General features: G+C 76.1%; 11 protein-coding genes. 7 read left to right on the top strand and 4 right to left on the bottom strand.

Features of this window, described 5'->3' with window-relative positions:
- Positions 1–37 precede the first annotated feature (37 nt).
- Positions 38–916, top strand: coding sequence for a diacylglycerol kinase family protein (locus KPF22_RS27460; RefSeq protein ID WP_208826880.1), 879 nt, complete (start codon positions 38–40; stop codon positions 914–916).
- A 12-nt stretch (positions 917–928) separates the two neighbouring features.
- Here KPF22_RS27460 and KPF22_RS27455 read toward each other — a convergent pair whose 3' ends face one another.
- Positions 929–1,744 (bottom strand): 2-keto-4-pentenoate hydratase, encoded by an 816-nt coding sequence (locus KPF22_RS27455; RefSeq protein ID WP_224403718.1) that lies wholly within the window; start codon positions 1,742–1,744, stop codon positions 929–931.
- A gap of 28 nt (positions 1,745–1,772) precedes the next feature.
- Positions 1,773–3,773 carry a 4-alpha-glucanotransferase gene (gene malQ, locus KPF22_RS27450; RefSeq protein WP_224403717.1) on the bottom strand — a complete coding sequence of 667 codons (2,001 nt, stop codon included), beginning with the start codon at positions 3,771–3,773 and terminating at the stop codon, positions 1,773–1,775.
- A gap of 252 nt (positions 3,774–4,025) precedes the next feature.
- Between malQ and KPF22_RS27445 the strand changes: the two genes are divergently transcribed.
- The 5 genes from KPF22_RS27445 (at position 4,026) to KPF22_RS27425 (ending at position 14,073) form a co-directional block, all read left to right on the top strand.
- Positions 4,026–6,335, top strand: a complete 2,310-nt coding sequence (locus KPF22_RS27445) for a carboxypeptidase-like regulatory domain-containing protein (RefSeq protein ID WP_224403716.1) — start codon at positions 4,026–4,028, stop codon at positions 6,333–6,335.
- Entirely contained in the window at positions 6,332–7,192 is an 861-nt protein-coding gene (locus tag KPF22_RS27440; RefSeq protein ID WP_208824522.1) for an alpha/beta hydrolase, read from the top strand. Before KPF22_RS27445 ends, KPF22_RS27440 begins: the two co-directional genes overlap by 4 nt.
- Before the next feature lie 74 nt (positions 7,193–7,266).
- Positions 7,267–12,864 carry a SpoIIE family protein phosphatase gene (locus KPF22_RS27435; RefSeq protein WP_224403715.1) on the top strand — a complete coding sequence of 1,866 codons (5,598 nt, stop codon included), beginning with the start codon at positions 7,267–7,269 and terminating at the stop codon, positions 12,862–12,864.
- Between the two features lie 214 nt (positions 12,865–13,078).
- Complete coding sequence (locus KPF22_RS27430) at positions 13,079–13,642, top strand: cysteine dioxygenase family protein (protein WP_224403714.1); 564 nt, start codon at positions 13,079–13,081, stop codon at positions 13,640–13,642.
- Positions 13,639–14,073: a rhodanese-like domain-containing protein gene (locus KPF22_RS27425; RefSeq protein WP_224403713.1), complete on the top strand. Its 435-nt coding sequence runs from the start codon at positions 13,639–13,641 to the stop codon at positions 14,071–14,073. Before KPF22_RS27430 ends, KPF22_RS27425 begins: the two co-directional genes overlap by 4 nt.
- Here the strand turns inward: KPF22_RS27425 and KPF22_RS27420 are convergent.
- Positions 14,019–14,675, bottom strand: coding sequence for a TetR/AcrR family transcriptional regulator (locus KPF22_RS27420; RefSeq protein ID WP_208824526.1), 657 nt, complete (start codon positions 14,673–14,675; stop codon positions 14,019–14,021). The two genes, KPF22_RS27425 and KPF22_RS27420, sit on opposite strands and share 55 nt — an antisense overlap.
- A gap of 56 nt (positions 14,676–14,731) precedes the next feature.
- On the opposite strand from KPF22_RS27420, the gene KPF22_RS27415 reads away from it, so the two are divergent.
- Positions 14,732–15,967 carry an oxygenase MpaB family protein gene (locus tag KPF22_RS27415; RefSeq protein ID WP_208824528.1) on the top strand — a complete coding sequence of 412 codons (1,236 nt, stop codon included), beginning with the start codon at positions 14,732–14,734 and terminating at the stop codon, positions 15,965–15,967.
- Between the two features lie 15 nt (positions 15,968–15,982).
- Here the strand turns inward: KPF22_RS27415 and KPF22_RS27410 are convergent, their stop codons facing one another.
- Complete coding sequence (locus KPF22_RS27410; protein ID WP_208824530.1) at positions 15,983–17,185, bottom strand: acyl-CoA dehydrogenase family protein; 1,203 nt, start codon at positions 17,183–17,185, stop codon at positions 15,983–15,985.
- Between the last annotated feature and the right edge of the window lies 1 nt (position 17,186).

Below are 17,186 nucleotides of genomic sequence, written 5' to 3'. Positions count from 1 at the left end.
CAACCGTGCCGGGACCGCAGGCGTCTACGGTGTGCGCGTGGCTGAGCCGATCGACTCCGTGCTGGTGGTCTTCAACCCGGGCAGTACGGGGGACGCCGACGTGCTCGCCGAACAGCTGCGCGACGAGCTCGGCACCGCCCGGCCCGAGCTGACCGTGCGGCTGGTGCCCACCGAGTACGCCGGGCACGCCCGCGTCATCGCCCGCGAGGCCGCGTCCGCGGGCGGGCGCCCGCTCATCGTGTCGGCGTCCGGCGACGGCGGCTACAACGAGGTCGTCAACGGGATCATGGACGTCCCGGGCACGGACGCCTCGGCCGCCGTCCTCGCCGCCGGGAACGCCAACGACCACGACCGCGTCACCGCACGCCGTCCGCTGGCCGAGGCGATCCTCGACGGCCGCCCCGAGCCGATGGACCTGCTCGAGATGCACCGCGACGACGACCCGCCGCACTACGCGCACTCCTACATCGGTTTCGGGCTCACCCCCGTCGTCGCGCTGCAGATCGAGAAGGGCGGCAAGGGCAGCATCCGCGAGGTGATCACCACGGTGCGGGCGTTCTGGGCGTTCACACCGTTCGAGGTGGAGTTCTCCCGCGGCGACCGGCGCCGGATCGACAACCTGGTCTTCGCCAACATCGGCGAGATGGCCAAGGTCGCCGAGCTGTCGGCCACGAGCCGTCCCGACGACGGCCGGTTCGAGGTCGTGCTGCTGGAGCACCGTCCGAAGTGGAAGCAGCTGTGGGTGGCGGCCCGGGCGGCGTTCTCCGGGCTCGGCCGTCAGCCCGCGACCTCGGACTTCCGGTTCACCGCGTGCGGGCCGATGCCGGTGCAGATCGACGGCGAGGTCGACGAGGTCGCCGGCGGCACCGCGATCCGCGTCCGCTGCGCGGCCGGGGCGCTCAACGTCGTGCGCTGACCCCCGCCGTGCTCACGGGGCGAGCGTGAACTCCACCGCGCCGAGGTCGTCGCCGAAGCTCGCCCGCACCCGGGCGCCGCGGTGCACGGGCAGCGGGACGGTCGTCGTCCCGGTGGTGACGACCGCGCCCGCCTCGAGCCGCAGGCCGTAGCCGGGCAGGACGTCGGCGAGCCACGCCAACGCGGTCCACGGGTCCCCGAGGACGGCCGCGCCGGATCCGGCCGCCTGCTCGTCGTCGACCCGCAGGGTGGTCGGGGTCGCGGCGAGGTCGAGGTCGAGGGCGCCGGGGAGCTCCGGGCCCAGCACGAACCGGCCGGCGCACGCGGCGTCGGCCATCAGCGACGGCGCCCCCGCGGCGACGAAGTCGGTGAACCGCGACTCGGGCAGCTCCACCGCCCCGTGCACGGCCGCGACCGCGGCGCGCAGCTCCTCACGGGTCGCGTCGGCACCCACCGGGGCACCCATCACGAACGCGAACTCCGCCTCGGCGACGGCCATGTGCAGGTCGTCGGAGGGCACCACGTCACCGGGGGAGTGCCGGAACCGCTCGAACAGCGCCCCCGGCAGCGGGGCGTCCACCCCGATGTGGGCCTGCCCGGCGGGCGCGGTCGCCGCGAGCTTCCAGCCGTAGGACGGCCCGGCCCGCTCCGACAACCTGCCCTGCGCGGTGAATCCCTCGGCCAGGCTGCGCGGACGCAGCAGCTCCGGCAGCGCGGCGATCCGTTCGCCGGTGGTCCAGGCCTGCCACAACGCGCCGGCGGTGCCGTCGGCCCGCACGAGGTCGACGGCGGTCGGGTCCATGCCCGCGGAGCTGTTCTCGGCACTCATCGGGGCGGCATCCTGCCAGGGCCGCGGATCAGCCGTCGTCGCCGGTCCGGGCGCGCAGCACCTCGGCGACGCGGCGGACCCGGTCGTCGGCGAGCGCGTCCTCCAGCGACACCGGCAGCGGGATCCGCCAGTTCGGGTACTCGTCGACGGTGCCGGGCAGGTTCGGCTGCCGCGTCTCGCCCAGCACGTCGTAGAGGGACGCCAGGACCAGCCGCGACGGCGCCGACGCCAGCAGCGCGTGCAACGCGACGACGATCGTGTCCTCGTCGGTCTCGTCCGGGGAGTCGAGCAGCCCCTCCGAGGTCAGCAACGCCAGCAGCTCGTCCCGTTCGGCTCCGGCCTTCGCCTCCTCGGTCGTCGGGTCGTCGAGGAGCCCCAGCTCGGCGCGCACCCGCACCTGCTCACCGGCCAGGAACCCGGGCGCGGTCGGCAGGTCGTGGGTGGAGATCGTCGCGACCGACCGCTCGGGCCAGCGACGCGGCGGGCGCAGCGGGCCGTCGTCGCCGCCGGTCACCGGGTCGGGGTCGCGGGAGAACCACAGCACCGTCGAGCCCAGCAGGTTCCGCTCGGCCATGTCCTCGCGGATCCGCGGGATCACCGTGCCCAGGTCCTCGCCGACGACCAGCGCGCCCGCGCGGTGGGCCTCCAGCAGCAGCACCGCGAGCATCGCGTCGGCGTCGTAGTGGACGTAGGTGCCGCGGTCGGCCGTCTGCCCCGACGGCACCCACCACAGCCGCCACAGCCCCATGACGTGGTCGATCCGCAGGCCGTCGGCGTGCGCGAGCAGTGCGCGGGTCATGTCGCCGAACGCGGCGTAACCGGTGTCGGCGAGGCGGTCCGGGCGCCACGGCGGCAGGCCCCACGTCTGGCCGCGCTGGTTGAACGCGTCCGGCGGTGCACCGACCGTCGCGCCGAGCGCGAGCACGTCCTGCAGCATCCACGCGTCGGCGCCCTCGGGGTCGCAGCCCACGGCGAGGTCGTGGATGACACCGACCGGCATCCCCGCGTCCTGCGCCGCGGCCCGGACCCCGGCCAGCTGCGCCTCGGCTTGGCGCTGCACCCAGGCGTGGAACGCGACGCGCGGCGTCAGTTCGGCACGGGCGGCGGCGACGCCGGGGGCGTCGGGACGACGCAGGTCGTCCGGCCACAGCGACCAGCGGCCGCCGAAGCGCTCGGCCAGCGCGCAGTAGGTCGCGAAGTCGCGCAGGTCGGCATCCGGGGCGCCGTCGGGGTACCCGGCGCTGCGCCACAGCGCCTCCAGCGCGGACCGCTTCGCCGCCCAGACCCGGTCGTGCGCGATCCGGTCGCCGGTCGTCTCCGGGCGCAGGGCGTCGACCTCGGCTCGGGTGACCGAGTCGGCGGCGGCATAGGCCGGGAGATCGGTGACCCGCAGGCTCAGCGGGGTGGCGTAGCGGCGCGACGACGGTGTGTACGGCGACGGCTGCACCGGCGGCACCGGGGTGATCGCGTGCAGCGGGTTGAGCAGCACCGCGCCCGCGCCGTGCCCGCCGCGGATCAGCGTGGTCAGGTCGCCCAGGTCGCCGATGCCCCACGAGTCGCGCGAGTGCAGGGCGTAGAGCTGCAGCATCCAGCCCCACGTCCGGGGCGGGTCGGGCAGCCTGGGCGGCGCGACGACGACGTGGGCACGCCCGGCCGTCGTCTCGCACGCGTAGCGGCCCGGCTCCAGCCCGGCGGGGAGCTCGCCGTCGATGTCGCGGGCCCATCCCTCGTCGCCACGCGCACCGTCGACGGCGGTGAGGCGACCACGGCCCGGCACGGTGCGGGAACGGTCGCTGCGCAGTCCGATCGTCGGCGGCAGCGCCCCGGCGCCGGCGCGCTCGCGGGCCCCGGCGAGCGCCACCCGTTGCGCCTCGGGGGAGGCGACGTCGACCTCCAGCAGCCCGAGGACGGTGCGGACCACCTCCGCGTCGATCGGCTGCTCGGTCCTGCTGCCGTCGAGGTACGAGGTCGCGACGCCGTACGCGTCGGCGATCTCGGCGAGCTCGGGGGTCACCGGGTCGCTGGTCATGGGTCGATCCTGGCGGATGAGCGGACGCCCGGCCCGGCCGCCCGGGGTGATACGGGCAACCGCCGCGACCGACACGCGGGACGCCTCCGATCACCCCCGGTCAGGGGGGCCGCGGTGCTACGGTGCGTCGCCGGATGCGCCGACCGGGTCACCGTGGCCGGCCGGGCGGCGGGCCCGGCGACGGGCACCTCCTCCCGGGCCGCACCCTGTCGTGGACGACGGTTCGCGCAGCTCCGGCAGGAGGACTTCCAGATGTCGACGTGGGCCCTGCTCGGGCTGGTTGTGGTGGTGGTGCTGGTGGCCGTCGGGATCGCCGGATTCCTGCGGTGGGGGCGGGGCCGGGAGGACGACGTCGCGTCGTCCGAAGGGGACCGTCCGCGCACCGTCGCCGATCTCGTCGACCGCCGCGCCCGCGGCCTCGACGACGGGCCCGGCAGGCCCGCGCCCGACCCGTCCGTGCCCCCGGCGGCCCCGGGTTCTCCGGCGCCTCCGGTCGCCGATGCCCCGGAGCCCGTGGTCGACGAGGAGCCGGCCGCGGACCGTGAGACCGCCGGGTCCGCCGCCGCGGCGGACGACGCTCCCGACGACACGGTCGCCGCGACCACGCCCGTCGCCGCGGTCCGTCCGCAGCAGGAGCGCCCACGGCCCCCCGACGCGGAGGACACCGCCCCGGACGTCGGGCCGTCGTCGTCGGCGCCCGACATCACCGAGGCGGTCGGCACGGCCGATCCCACCGACGAGCTGCCGGCGGTCCCGCGGGTCACGCCCGACGTGAGCGCGGGCCCGGTCGGCCCGCCGTGGTCGCGCGGGTTCAAGGACGGCAAACCGCTCGAGCCCGTCGAGGTGGCACCGGCCCGGCGGACCCCGGCCCCGACGCCCTTCGTGCGACGACGGCCGGTCGCGGACCCCGCTGCCCGTACCGCCGACGAGGCGACCGCGGCCACCGGCACCGGCCCGGACAGCTCGGCGCCCGACATCAGCACGCCCACCTCCGGGACCGCGGTCGTGGGTGAGGTGTCGACGACCGCGTCCGGGGCGCCCGCCGGCGCGTCGACCGGGGTCACCGCGTCGACCGGCGTCACCGGGTCCACCGGCGTCACCGGGGACGTCGCGTCCGTCGGGGACACCGCCTCCGCCGGGGAGGAGGCCGACGAGTCGGTCGACGAGGCCCCGCCCGCCGCCACGACCCCGTCCCGCGCGCCCTTCGACCCGGACCTGGTCCGGCGGGTCACGGCGCTGCCGTCGGAGCGCACGTCGGTCCGCGCTCCGGCCGACCCGGACACCGAGCGGGAGTTCCGGGAGGCGCGGGACCGCATCTCGACCCCGCACACCTGGGCGGGCCGCGTCCCCGAGCAGGCCGGCGCACCCGAGACGGCCGGCGACACCCCGCCGGTGAGCCGGATCCCGTCGATCGGGCTCGCCGCCTCCGGCGCCCGTGCCACGCGCGAGACCACTGACAGCCCCGAGCCGCCGCCGCGGCCCGCCCCGCGGGTCCTGCGGTCGGCGCGTCCCGGGGGTGGACCACGGCACCTCGCCCCGTCGCTGCGCGGGACGTCCGCGACCGACAGCGGCCCCGACGAGGGCACCGCTCCTGGCGAGGACACCGTCGTGTCCGGCGAGACCGGGGACGCCGGTTCCGAGGCGGGCTCCGGCGGCACGGTGACCACCGACCGCGCGGCCGGTGCGGTCGACGCCGTCGACGTCCGTGGTCCGGCGGGGGACACCGACGCCTCCGTGCCGGGCACCGGCGAGCGCGAGACCCCGACCGGGGATGCGGCCGGAGCCGAGACGACGGACGACGCCACGACGGACGACGCCGCGACCGCCGCCCCCGATGCGACGGACCCGGCCCCGCCCCGCCAGGCCCCGCAGGAGCAGGCCCCGAGGGACCAGGGGCTGCAGGAGCAGGACCCGCAGGCCGAGGCCCCGACCCCGGACCCCACCACCCCGGAGCGGTCCGCCACCGCGCCGGAGGCCGAGGAGACACCCGTGCACGCCGGCCCGACCACCGCCACCCGCCCCGACCGCGCCGAGGACGTCTCCCTGTCCGTGCTCCGGACCGGGCCCGTGCCGTCGGCGGTCGTGCCGGACACGGCACCACAGGACATCGAGGTCCGCGTCGTCGACGCCACCGACGCCCCGCTGCCCGGCGCCGAGGTCGCGCTGCGCGACCGCTCCGGCGGGCCGATCGGCTCCGCCACCACCGACGCCGACGGCACGGCGCACGTCACGGCGCCGGGCGCCGGGGCGTTCGTCGTCGTCGCCCGCGCCGACGGACACCTGCCCGGCGTCGCGACCTGCACCGTCGGCGACGACGACGCCGGTACCACCCTGCGCCTGGCCGCTGCCGCCGCCGTCCACGGCTCGGCGCCCGCGGGCACCGGCGTCGTGCTCTCCCAGGACGGCGAACCGGTCGCCTCGACGACCGCCGCGGCGGACGGGACCTACCGCCTGGCCGACCTCGACCCCGGCCGCTACCTGCTGGCCGCGGGCGACGGCCCGGGCGTGGAGGTCGACCTCGTCCCCGGTGGCGACGAGCGGCGGGACCTGGCGGGCTCGTGACCGGCACCACGGAGGTCCACGGCCGGCTCCCCGGCGTCGGTGGTGTCGAGCTGTTCTGGCAGGGCCGCCTCCCCGAGGGCGACCCGAGCGGCGTCCTGCTGGTCAGCCACGGCATCGGAGAGCACTCCGGCCGCTACGACGCCGTCGTCGACACGCTGGTCCCGGACGGCTGGGCCGTGTACGGCCTCGATCACCGCGGCCACGGCCGCTCCGGCGGCACCCGGGTGCACGTCCGCCGCTACGACGACCTGCTCACCGACTTCGAGACGTTCCGCCGCGAGACCATCGCCCGCCACCCCGGCGTCCCGGTGTTCCTGCTCGGGCACAGCCTCGGCGGCCAGATCGCGCTCGCCTACGCGCTGCGCCACCAGAACCGCCTCGACGGGCTCGTCCTGTCCGCGCCCGCACTGGCCTCCGACGCCGTCCCGGCCGCGCTCGTGCCGCTGCTGTCGGTCGTCGCGAAGGTCCTGCCCACGGTCCGCCCGGTCGGGATCGACACCTCCGCGATCAGCTCGGACCCGGCCGTCGTCGCCGACTACGACGCCGACCCGCTCGTGCACCACGGCCGCCCCACCCTGGCCCTCGGCGCGGAGATCTACCGGCAGATGGCCGAGCTGCCCGTCCGGGCCGCCGAGCTGCGGATCCCGCTGCTCGTGCAGCACGGGACCGCGGACCGGCTGACCGACCCGGCGGGCACCCGGCTGCTCGACGAGCGCTCCGGGTCGGCCGACACCACCGTGCTCTGGTACGACGGTTTCTGGCACGAGATCTACCACGAACCGGGCCGGGCGACCCCGCTCGCGGACCTGCGGGACTGGCTCGACCGGCACCGCGACGCGGCCCGTCAGGCGACCTGACCCGACCGATCCCCGCCTCACCGCGCCGGACCCGCCCCGGTGGTGCGATCCTGGGGCCGGTACGGCGGAACGGGGTGGCGCGCACGGTGGAGCGGTTCGACCGGCGGACGGAGGACGAGTACGTCCCCGTCCGCGACCTGCTGGCGACGATCGACTGGTCGGCGACCCCGCTCGGCGTGCGCGACACGTGGGACCGCGAGCTCGAGGACACCCTCCGGTTCATGCTGGAGAGCCGCCAGCCGCTCGTCGCGTGGTGGGGGCCCGAGCTCGTCCTGTTCTACAACGACGAGTTCGCCGGGCACTCCGGCCTGCGTCACCCCCGGTCCTTCGGCAAGCCTCTGAGGGAGGGCTGGCCGGAGATCACCGCGCATCTCGGGAGCCACCTCCACGAGCTGCTCTCCGGGGACCGCGAGGGCATCTACCGCAGCGACGACCGGATCGTGCTGCGGCGCTGGGACACCCCGGAGGTCACGTGGTGGACCTACTCCGCCACCCCGGTCCGCGGTCCCGACGGCGGCGTCCTCGGCCTGATCGTCTTCACGGCCGAGACCACCCCGCAGGTCGTCGGAGGCCGGCGGATGGCGCTCCTGGCCGCGCTCGGCGAGGTGGCCCGGGACGCACCGACGCTGGACATCGCCGTCGAACGGCTCACCACGGTCCTGACCGACCTGCCCGACGACGTCGGCTGCGCCGTGGTGACGACGGTCGGCGCCGACCCCGGTCCGCTGGCCACCGTCCGCATCGACGCGCCGCCCGCGGGCTGGCTCCCCGACGACCTCGACCCCGACCACGCCGCCGACGTCGAGTTCCTCGCCGTCGACCCGGTCGCGGTCCACGGCGGCGACGGCGTCCCGGTCACCGACGTGGTCCGGGCGACGGTGCACACCCCGGACGGGTCGGCCGGCATCGCCGTCGTCATTGGGGCGCCGCCGTTGCTCCCGCTCGACGAGGACCACCGCTCGTTCCTGCGGCTGGTCGCGGGCACCGTCGGCGGCCTGCTGACGGCCGCGCTCGCCCGCGACCGCGAGCGCGACCGGCGCGACGACGCCGGTCTGATCGAGCAGGCCCGCGCCGAGTACTACGCCGGCCTCGGCGACGAGTTCCGCGACCCGCTGACCCTCGTCCTCGGACCGCTGGAGCGGCTGCGCGACCACGACGACGCGGCCGTCCGCACCCAGGTGGAGCTCGCGCAGCGCAACGCGCAGCGGATGCTCAAGCTCGTCGACGGGCTGGTGGACGTCTCCGCCCTGCAGACCGGCAAGCACGACGGCCTGTTCGCCCCGACCGAGATCGGGAAGACCACCGCGGCGCTCGTCGACGCGTTCGCGCCCGTCGTCGAGCGGGCCGGGCTGGAGCTGGCGGTGTCCTGCCCGCCGCAGGTCCGGCCGGTCTGGGTGGACCGCGACGCCTGGGAGAAGATCGTCCTCAACCTGCTCAGCAACGCGGTCAAGTACACCCGCCAGGGCACGATCACCGTCGACCTCGCCCAGGACGGCGAGCAGGTCGTCCTGCGGGTCTCCGACACCGGCGCCGGCATCGTCGACGGCGAGCTCGACGCGGTGTTCGACCGCTTCCACCGTCCCACCCGGCGGCACGGCCGCAGCGGCGACGGCAGCGGCCTCGGCCTGCCGCTGATCCGCCAGCTGGTCCGTCTGCACGGCGGCACCATCGGGGTGACCAGCGAGCCCGGCGCGGGCAGCACCTTCACCGTGCGGCTGCCGCTGGGCTTCGCCCACCTGCCCCCCGAACGCCTCGTCCGGGCCCAGGTCGGGTCCCGCGCCGCACCGCAGCTCGCCGCGCCCTACGTGGCGGAGGCGCTGCGCTGGCTGCCCGACGCCCCCGAGCCCGCGGCCGCCGCACCGGTCCTCGCCCGCGGCCGCTCGGTGGACGGGTCGGTCGTCGACGGTCTGGAGGTCGACCACCGCGACCGGGTCCTCGTCGTCGACGACGACCGCGAGATGCGCGGCTACCTGCGCGACCTGCTCGTCGAACGCTGGACCGTCCGGGTCGTCGCGGACGGTGCGGCCGCACTGGAGTCCGCCCGCACCGACCCGCCGGACCTGGTCGTCGTCGACGCGGCGCTGCCCGGCAACGGCGGCATCGAGCTCCTGCGGGCGCTGCGGTCGGACCCCCGCACGGTCGGGGTCCCGGTCGTGCTGCTGTCGTCGCGGGCCGGGGAGGAGGCCGCCGTCGAGGGGTTCGCCGCCGGCGCCGACGACTACCTGGTCCGCCCGTTCTCCGCCCGCGAGCTGCTCGCCCGGGTCGCGAACCACCTGCAGCTCGGCCGGGTCCGCCGGGCCGCCGAGCTGCAGTTCCGGGCCATGGCCGACTCCACCCCGGCGCTGATCTGGGTCGACGACCCGGGCGGGCACCGGCTGTTCGTCAACCGGGGCTGGCTGGACTTCACCGGAGTCGAGGACGCGGCGCAGGAGCTGGGCCACGACTGGCGCCGCCGCATCCACCCCGACGACCGCGAGCGCTACCGCTCGGTGACCTCCGCCGCCGCCCGCGCGCATGCGCCGTTCGAGGTCGAGTACCGGCTGCTGGACCGGGCGGGCCGCTACCGCTGGGTGCTAGACCGCGGCGCCCCCGTCCGCGACGGCGAACGCTCCGCGGGCTACGTCGGCGGCTGCCTCGACATCGACGTCCAGCACCGTGAGCAGCGCCGGCACCGCATCTACTCCGAGGTCGCCGAGTCCCTGGAACGGGAGATCACCCGCACCGGGCGCACCGACCAGCTCGTCCGCGCCGTCGTCGAGGACCGGCTCGCCGACATCGCCGTGGTCCACGACGCCGACGCGGTCACCGGCACCGGCACCCTCGCCGTCTCCGCGCAGCGCTCGGCGCTGGAGCCCTCGCTGTGGCGGCTGGCCCCGCTGGTCCCCGCCGACGACGACGGCCGCCCCGAGATCCTCGGCGCCGACCACCTCGACGAGGTACTGGGCCGGCTCGCGCCCACCCAGCGCCGGGCCTGGACCCGGCTGCGCATGACCTCGGCGATGGTCGTGCCGCTGCCCGCCCGCGGACGCACCAGCGCCGTGCTGACCGTCGTCCGCACCGAGTCGGGCGACCCCTACACCGACGACGACCTGGACCTCCTGTCCGAGATCGGGCGCCGGGCCGGGCTGGCCGTCGACAACGCCCGCCTGCTGGAGCAGGAACGAGCCTCGGCCCAGCGCCTGGGCCTGCTGCACCGCGCCACCGCCAAGATGTCGGCCGCGGCGACCCCCGGCGAGGTCGCCGCGATCGCCGCGGACCACATCGTCGACCTGCTCGACGCCGACCACGCCGGGCTCTGGGAGATCCGCGGGGACTGGCTGCAGGCGCTCACCGGCCACGGGTGGGACCGCGACATGTGGCAGCGCGCCGCCCGGATCCGGGTCGACGCGCCGCTGGCGTTCACCGAGGTGCTGTCCGGGCACGAGCCGATGTGGTTCACCACCGCGCACGAGTGGGCGACGCGCTACCCCGCGGCCATCGGCATCGCACCGGACCACGCCCAGACCATCGGCTACCTGCCGCTCGTCGCCGGCGGGCGCTCGCTGGGGGTCCTCGCCGTCGCCATGCTGACCGAGCGACGGCTGTCCGACGCGGACAAGGAGGCGGCCGTCGCCGTCGCCGAGCTCGCCGCACAGGCGCTCGACCGGGCTTCGATGCTGGAGGCCGAGACCGAGGCCCGGCGGCTCGCCGAACGCCTCGGTGCGGTCGCGACCGGGCTGGCCCGGGCCACCGACCTGGAGTCGGTCGCCGAGGTCGTCGTCGAGCACGGCCGGATCTCGATCGGGGCCGACGCGGTCGCGGTGCTCGTCGTCGACGAGGGCGGTGCGCTCTCGCTGCTCCGGGAGACCGGCTGGCCCGCCGACGGCCCGCCGATGCGCACCCCCGGCCGCGCGCACCCGCTGAGCCGCGCGGTCAGCAGTGGCGAGCCGATCTGGAACGCCGGCGGGCCCGCCGGCGGCGAGGTGCTGCGCTACCCGATCCATACCGCGGTGCCGCTGATGGTCGCGGCCCGCCCGATCGGCGTCATCGGGCTGCGTTTCGAGACCGAACCGGTGTTCACCCCCGAGCAGCGCAGCTTCGTGCTGACCCTGGCCAACCAGTGCGCGCAGGCGATCGTCCGCGCCCAGCTGCACCAGGCCGAGCACGAGGTCGCGGTCACCCTGCAGCGCAGCCTGCTGCCCCAGCGCCTGCCCGACATCGAACGGCTGTCGCTGGCCACCCGCTACCGCCCCGGCACCCAGGGCACCGAGGCCGGGGGCGACTGGTTCGACGTCCTGGACCTCGGCGACGACCTGGTGGCACTCGTCGTCGGCGACGTCGTCGGCCGCGGCCCGGCGGCGGCCGCGGTGATGGGCCAGCTGCGGTCCGCGGTCGCGTCGAACCTGGTCAACGGCCAGCCCCCGGCGCGGGCGCTGGAGCAGCTCGACCAGTACGCGCTGCGGGTGCGCGGCGCGATGGCCAGCACCGTGGCCATCGCGACGATCGACACCGGCACCGGCGAGATGCGCTACGCCAGCGCCGGCCACCCGCCGCCGCTGGTCGCGGGCCCGGACGGGGTGCGGACCCTGTCCGAGGGCCGCGGCGTGCCGCTGGGGATCTCCGGGCGGCCCCCGTTCCCCGAGGCCGTGGACCGGATGGAGCCCGGCGAGACGATCCTGCTCTGCTCGGACGGCCTGTTCGAACGCCGCAACGAGGTCATCGACGACGGCCTGGCCCGGCTGTCCGCCGCGTTCGACGAGCTGTCCGCCGCCCAGCCCCGCGACATGGCGGACACGCTGCTGCACCGCATGTCCGAGGGGACGGTCATCCCCGACGACACGGTCGTCGTCGTCGCGCGGCTCATGCCGCCGCCGCTGCGGATCGCGATCGAGGCCGACCCGAAGCGGCTCGCCCCGCTGCGTCGCGCGGTGGCCGCCTGGGCCGCGCAGTGCGGGATGGGCCCGGACGCGGTCAGCGACCTGCAGCTGACCGTCGGCGAGGCCGCCACCAACTCCATCGAGCACGCCTATCTGCCCGAGGACACCGACGGGCGCGCCGGGGTCGACCTCGACCTGGCGCTGACCGCGGACGGCTCGGTCGCGGTGCGCGTCACCGACGGCGGACGCTGGCGGCCCCCGCCGCCCGACCCCGGCTACCGCGGCCGCGGCATCGCGCTCATCCGCGAGCTCGCCGGGGACGTGCACATCGACCCGTCGGACTCCGGCACCACCGTGCGGTTCCTGCTGCCCGCGATCCCGGTCGAGGTGGGCACCCCGGGCGCGGGACCGCCGGTGGAGTTCGTCGCCGGGGAGCCCGAACCGGACCGCGACCGGATCGACACCCCGTCCGGCGACGGCGACGACAGCACCGTCCGGGCCCGGCTGCGTGCCGTCCCGGACGCCCACGGCGTGCGGATCGGGATCGTCGGCGACCTCGACCTCGGTGGGGTCTCGGCGATCCGGGCCCCGCTGATGGAGCACGTCGACCGCGGGCTGCCGATCACCCTGAACCTCCCGGGGGAGGCGTTCGTCAGCAGCGCCGGGATGGCCCTGTTGTCGGAGGTCGCGCGCCGGATGCGGACCAACGGCGCGGCGCTCACCCTCGTCGCGCCGGCGGGCAGCCAGGCCCGCCGCTCGCTGGTGCTGTCGGGGCTCGACACCGTCATCGGCATGTCCGACGACGACGGCGCCTGACCCGCCGACCTGTCCGGACACGCGCGGGGCCCTCCCGCGGGCCGGACGGCGGGTTGAAACCGTGCCCACCGCTGTGATGCCATCTCCGGCATGAGTCAGGCAGCGACCCTCGGACCCCTGTGGGGTACCCGTCGCGCCGACCACTTCGACCAGGGCTGTCGCCCGAGCTGAGTCCCCCGACCACGCTCGCCCGATCGTCCCCTGGAGCACCACCGTGTCCGCGCCTGCCTCCGTCCCCGCGTCCCGCCCCGCCCGCCTGCGCGTCCCGCACGCACGACCCGTCACCGCGCCCACCCCGTACGGCCTCGAGGACCTGCAGGAGCTGACCCGTGAGATCGCCGCCGAGGTGCGCTCCGGGCGGCACGAGGTCGTCGTCGACCCGGAGCGCCGCTGGTACCGGCTGCTGCGCAGTGACGGCTTCGTCGACGTCTGGCTGATCAGCTGGGCCACCGAGCAGATCGCGGAGCTGCACGACCACGCGGGCTCCCTCGGTGCCCTCACCGTGGTGTCCGGCTCGCTGACCGAGCGCCGCTGGAGCGGTCCGTCCGGGCTGCGCACCCGGACCCTGCGTCACGGCCGCGGCGCAGGCTTCCCGCTGGGCCACGTGCACGACGTCGCCAACACCGCCGACGCCCCCGCGGTGAGCGTGCACGCCTACTCCCCGCCGCTGTCGGCGATGTCCTACTACGACGTCGAGGACGTCGCGGGCACCACCGGCCACCAGCGGCTGCGCCGCACCCGCACCGAGCTCGTCGAACCCGGCCAGGGCGTCGGATGAGCCGCACCGTCGCCGACCTGCTCGCCGCCGCCCGCGCCCGGCTCGACCGGCCGGACCCGCGGCGTGCCGCGGAGCTCGCCGGCGCCGGGGCGCACCTGGTCGACACCCGGCCGGGGTGGCAGCGTCGCGAGGAGGGGCAGATCCCGGGCGCGCTGGTGATCGAGCGCAACCACCTGGAGTGGCGCCTCGACCCGACCTCCGACGCCCGCGTCCCCGAGGCCGTCGACCACGACGTCGCCTGGGTGCTGTTCTGCTCGGAGGGTTACAGCTCCAGCCTGGCCGCCGCGTCGCTGCAGGACATCGGGCTGCACCGGGCCACCGACGTCGACGGCGGCTTCCGCGCCTGGGCCGCGGCCGGGCTCCCGGTCGAGGCCGGTCAGGACGGCCCGTCCGACGCCACCCGTCCGCCGGACAGGCGCGCGTCGAGGTAGCCCGCGACCAGCGCGGTCAGCTCGTCGACGACGACCGCCCGCGCGAACCCGGGCCGCTCCAGCACGAACCCGGTGGTGAGGTGCTCGACGGTCCGCACGACCGTCCACGCCGCGGCCCGCGCCGCGTCGGTGCGCCCGGCGCCGCGGGTGAGCAGCACCGTGGTGACCAGATCGTCGATCCGGCCGGCGAAGGCGGCCCGGCGCCCGCCGGGGGAGCGTGGCAGCTGCTCGACGATCACCCGTAGCAGGTCCGGCTCCTCGCCGAACGTGTCGAGCAGAGCCTCCAGGGTCGCGCGCACCGCCGGCGCGGTGCCCGCCCCCGGCCCGGCCGCGGCGACCGAGTCGAGGAACGCGCGCGAGACGCGAGCCTCCATCGCGTCGAGGTAGCGATCCAGCACCTCGGTCAGCACCGCGTCCTTGTCCGGGAAGTACTGGTAGAGCGACCCGGGCGACACCCCGGCGGCGGCCGCGATCCGGTTCGTCGACGCGCCGTCGTACCCGCGGGTGACCAGCACGTCCCGGCCAGCCGCGACGATCCGCTCCACCATCGCCCGGGACCGCTCCTGGCGCGGCTCGCGCCGCCGGGCCCCGCGCCCGCTCACCGGTCGCCCCGGAACGCGCGTTGAAAGCGAGCATTCGCTCGTGTCAGCATCGGTCCATGCTGGCAGAGCCGCCCGTCGCCCCGCGACGCTTCCGCAGTGCGCCCGAGCGCGCGGCGCGGATCGCCCGTCCGCTCGGCCTGGTCGCCGGGGTCCGCGACCCCGACCCCGCGCTGCTCGCCGAGATCGGCCGCCGGATGCTCACCCGCGACGAGACCGGCGCCGCGCTGGCCCGCGCGATGGGACGCGACCGCGACGAGACCGGCCACTCCGGGAGCGGCCGTGTGACCATGCGGGCGTTGCACACCGCGCTGGCCGCGGGCGCCGCGCCGGCCGACGCCCCGCCCGCGCTGCGGGACTTCCTCGCCGCCGTCACCCCGGACCCGGACTGGCTCGACCGGGACCTGCTCGAGCGCGGCGCCCGCGCCTACCGCAGGCTCGGCCGCAGCCGCGACGACGTGCTGCTGGGACTCTCGCTGATCGGCGGCTACCGCTACGGCGGCCCCACCGAGCTGCTCGTCCGCACCGGTGGGCTCACCGGCGCCGGCGCGATGCGCCGCCTCGGTGAGACCCAGGCGTGGGCGTTCGCCGTCAGCCGTCCCGGCGGGATGGTGCCCGGCGGTGCGGGCTGGGCGGCGACGCTGCACGTGCGCGCCATGCACGCCCTCGTCGCGGAGCGGTTCGAGCGGGGCGACCGCTACGACGTCGCCGGTCACGGTCTGCCGATCAACCAGGCCGACGCCGCGGCCACGCTGGGGCTGTTCAACAGCACCGCGATCCTCGGCTGCCGCCTGCTCGGACGGCACGTCCCGCGCGCCGACGGCGACGCGATCATGCACCTGTGGCGCTACGTCGGGTGGCTGATGGGCGTCGACGACGACTGGCTGTTCGACACCGAGCGCGCCCAGAACGCGTTCAACCACCACATCGTGCTGGCCCAGGGCGACGTCACCCCGGCAGGCCCGCTGCTCGCGGGCGCGCTCGTCGAGGGGCTGCGCAGCGAGCGGACCGGTGGCCCCGCCGACCGGCTCCGCGGCGCCTGGGAGCGACGACGGCTGCTGTCGCTGCTGCGGGTGTTCCTGCGCGCCGAGGGCCTGCGCGACCTGGACCTGCCGGTGACCGCGGCGTGGATGTGGCCGTCGCAGGTGCTGCGCAACCTGGTCGAGTCGCTGCTCGTCGCGCGGACCGCACGGGGACGGCGGTGGCTGGAGCGCCGCTCGGACCGCCGCGTCGAGGCCGACCTGGCCCGTCGCTTCGGCCGCGAGACGCCCGGCCCCCGCGACCTGGCCGCCTGACCCCGCCCGCCGGGATCAGGTGAACGCGCTGATCCCCGTCACGTCCCGGCCCACGATGAGGGTCTGGATCGTCTCGGTGCCCTCGAAGGTGTGGATGGCCTCGATGTCGGCCCAGTGCCGCACGACGTGGTGCTCCAGCAGGATCCCGTTGCCGCCGAGCAGGTCCCGCGCCTCGGAGAGGATCTTGCGGGCGGTCCGGGTGTTGTGCATCTTCGCCAGCCCCGCGACGGTCGGCGACAGCTTGCCCACCTCGGCGAGCCGGGCGGACTGCATGCAGTAGAGCTGCATGCCGGTCAGGTCGGCGAGCATCGCGACGAGCCGCTGCTGCACGATCTGGAAGCTCGCCAGCGGCTTGCCGAACTGCTCGCGCTCCAGCGCGTAGCGCAGGGCGGCGTCGTAGCCGGCGGTCGCGTGGCCCAGTGCCATCCAGGCGCAGGTGCCCCGGGTGGTGGCCAGCACCGCGGCGCAGTCGGCGAAGGTCCGCGCCTGCGCCAGCCGGTTCTCCTCCGGCACCCGGACCCCGTCCAGCTCGATGTCGGCCTGCCAGAGCGCCCGCAGCGACACCTTGCCCGGGATGACGGTGGCCTCGTAGCCCTCCGCCGGGGTCTCGACGACGAACCCGAGCACCTCGCCGGAGTCGGTGTCGCGCGCCCACACGACCACCAGGTCCGCGACGCTGCCGTTGCCGATCCAGCGCTTCGACCCGCGCAGCACCCAGTGGTCGCCGTCGCGGGTCGCGGTGGTCTCCAGCGCGACCGAGTCCGAACCGTGCATCGGCTCGGTCAGCGCGAACGCGCCCAACTTGTCCATGGTGGACATCGACGGCAGCCAGCGTTGCCGCTGCTCCTCCGAGCCGCACATCGCGATCGCCTTCATCGCCAGGCCCGCGTGCACCCCGAGGAACGTGCCGAGCGAGCCGTCGCCGCGGTGCAGCTCCATGTGCACGAGGCCGAGCGCGAGCGGGCTCATCCCGGCCGCCCCGTAGCCCTGGATGTCCTCGCCGACGATCCCGAGCTCGGGCAGGCGCCGGAACAGGTGCCAGGGCAGCTCCGCGCGCTCCCAGTAGTCGTTGATGCCGGGGAGGACCTCGGTGTCGACGAACGTGCGGGTGTCGGCGAAGCGCTGCCACTGCTCGTCGGTGAACTGGTCGCGCACCGAGAAGAAGTCGGTGCCCAGGGCCTCGCCCAGCTCGGTGTACGGAGTGGTCGGTGCGGTCATG

It is taken from the genome of Pseudonocardia sp. ICBG1034, assembly GCF_020131375.1.
GTDB lineage: Bacteria > Actinomycetota > Actinomycetes > Mycobacteriales > Pseudonocardiaceae > Pseudonocardia > Pseudonocardia alni.
This window is presented reverse-complemented; position numbering and strand designations above follow the sequence as displayed.

Coding starts and splice junctions, on each gene's coding strand:
- KPF22_RS27455 (WP_224403718.1), bottom strand. CDS start 1,744: ATGAGTGCCGAGAACAGCTCCGCGGGCATGGACCCGACCGCCGTCGAC.
- malQ (WP_224403717.1), bottom strand. CDS start 3,773: ATGACCAGCGACCCGGTGACCCCCGAGCTCGCCGAGATCGCCGACGCG.
- KPF22_RS27445 (WP_224403716.1), top strand. CDS start 4,026: ATGTCGACGTGGGCCCTGCTCGGGCTGGTTGTGGTGGTGGTGCTGGTG.
- KPF22_RS27425 (WP_224403713.1), top strand. CDS start 13,639: ATGAGCCGCACCGTCGCCGACCTGCTCGCCGCCGCCCGCGCCCGGCTC.
- KPF22_RS27415 (WP_208824528.1), top strand. CDS start 14,732: ATGCTGGCAGAGCCGCCCGTCGCCCCGCGACGCTTCCGCAGTGCGCCC.
- KPF22_RS27410 (WP_208824530.1), bottom strand. CDS start 17,185: ATGACCGCACCGACCACTCCGTACACCGAGCTGGGCGAGGCCCTGGGC.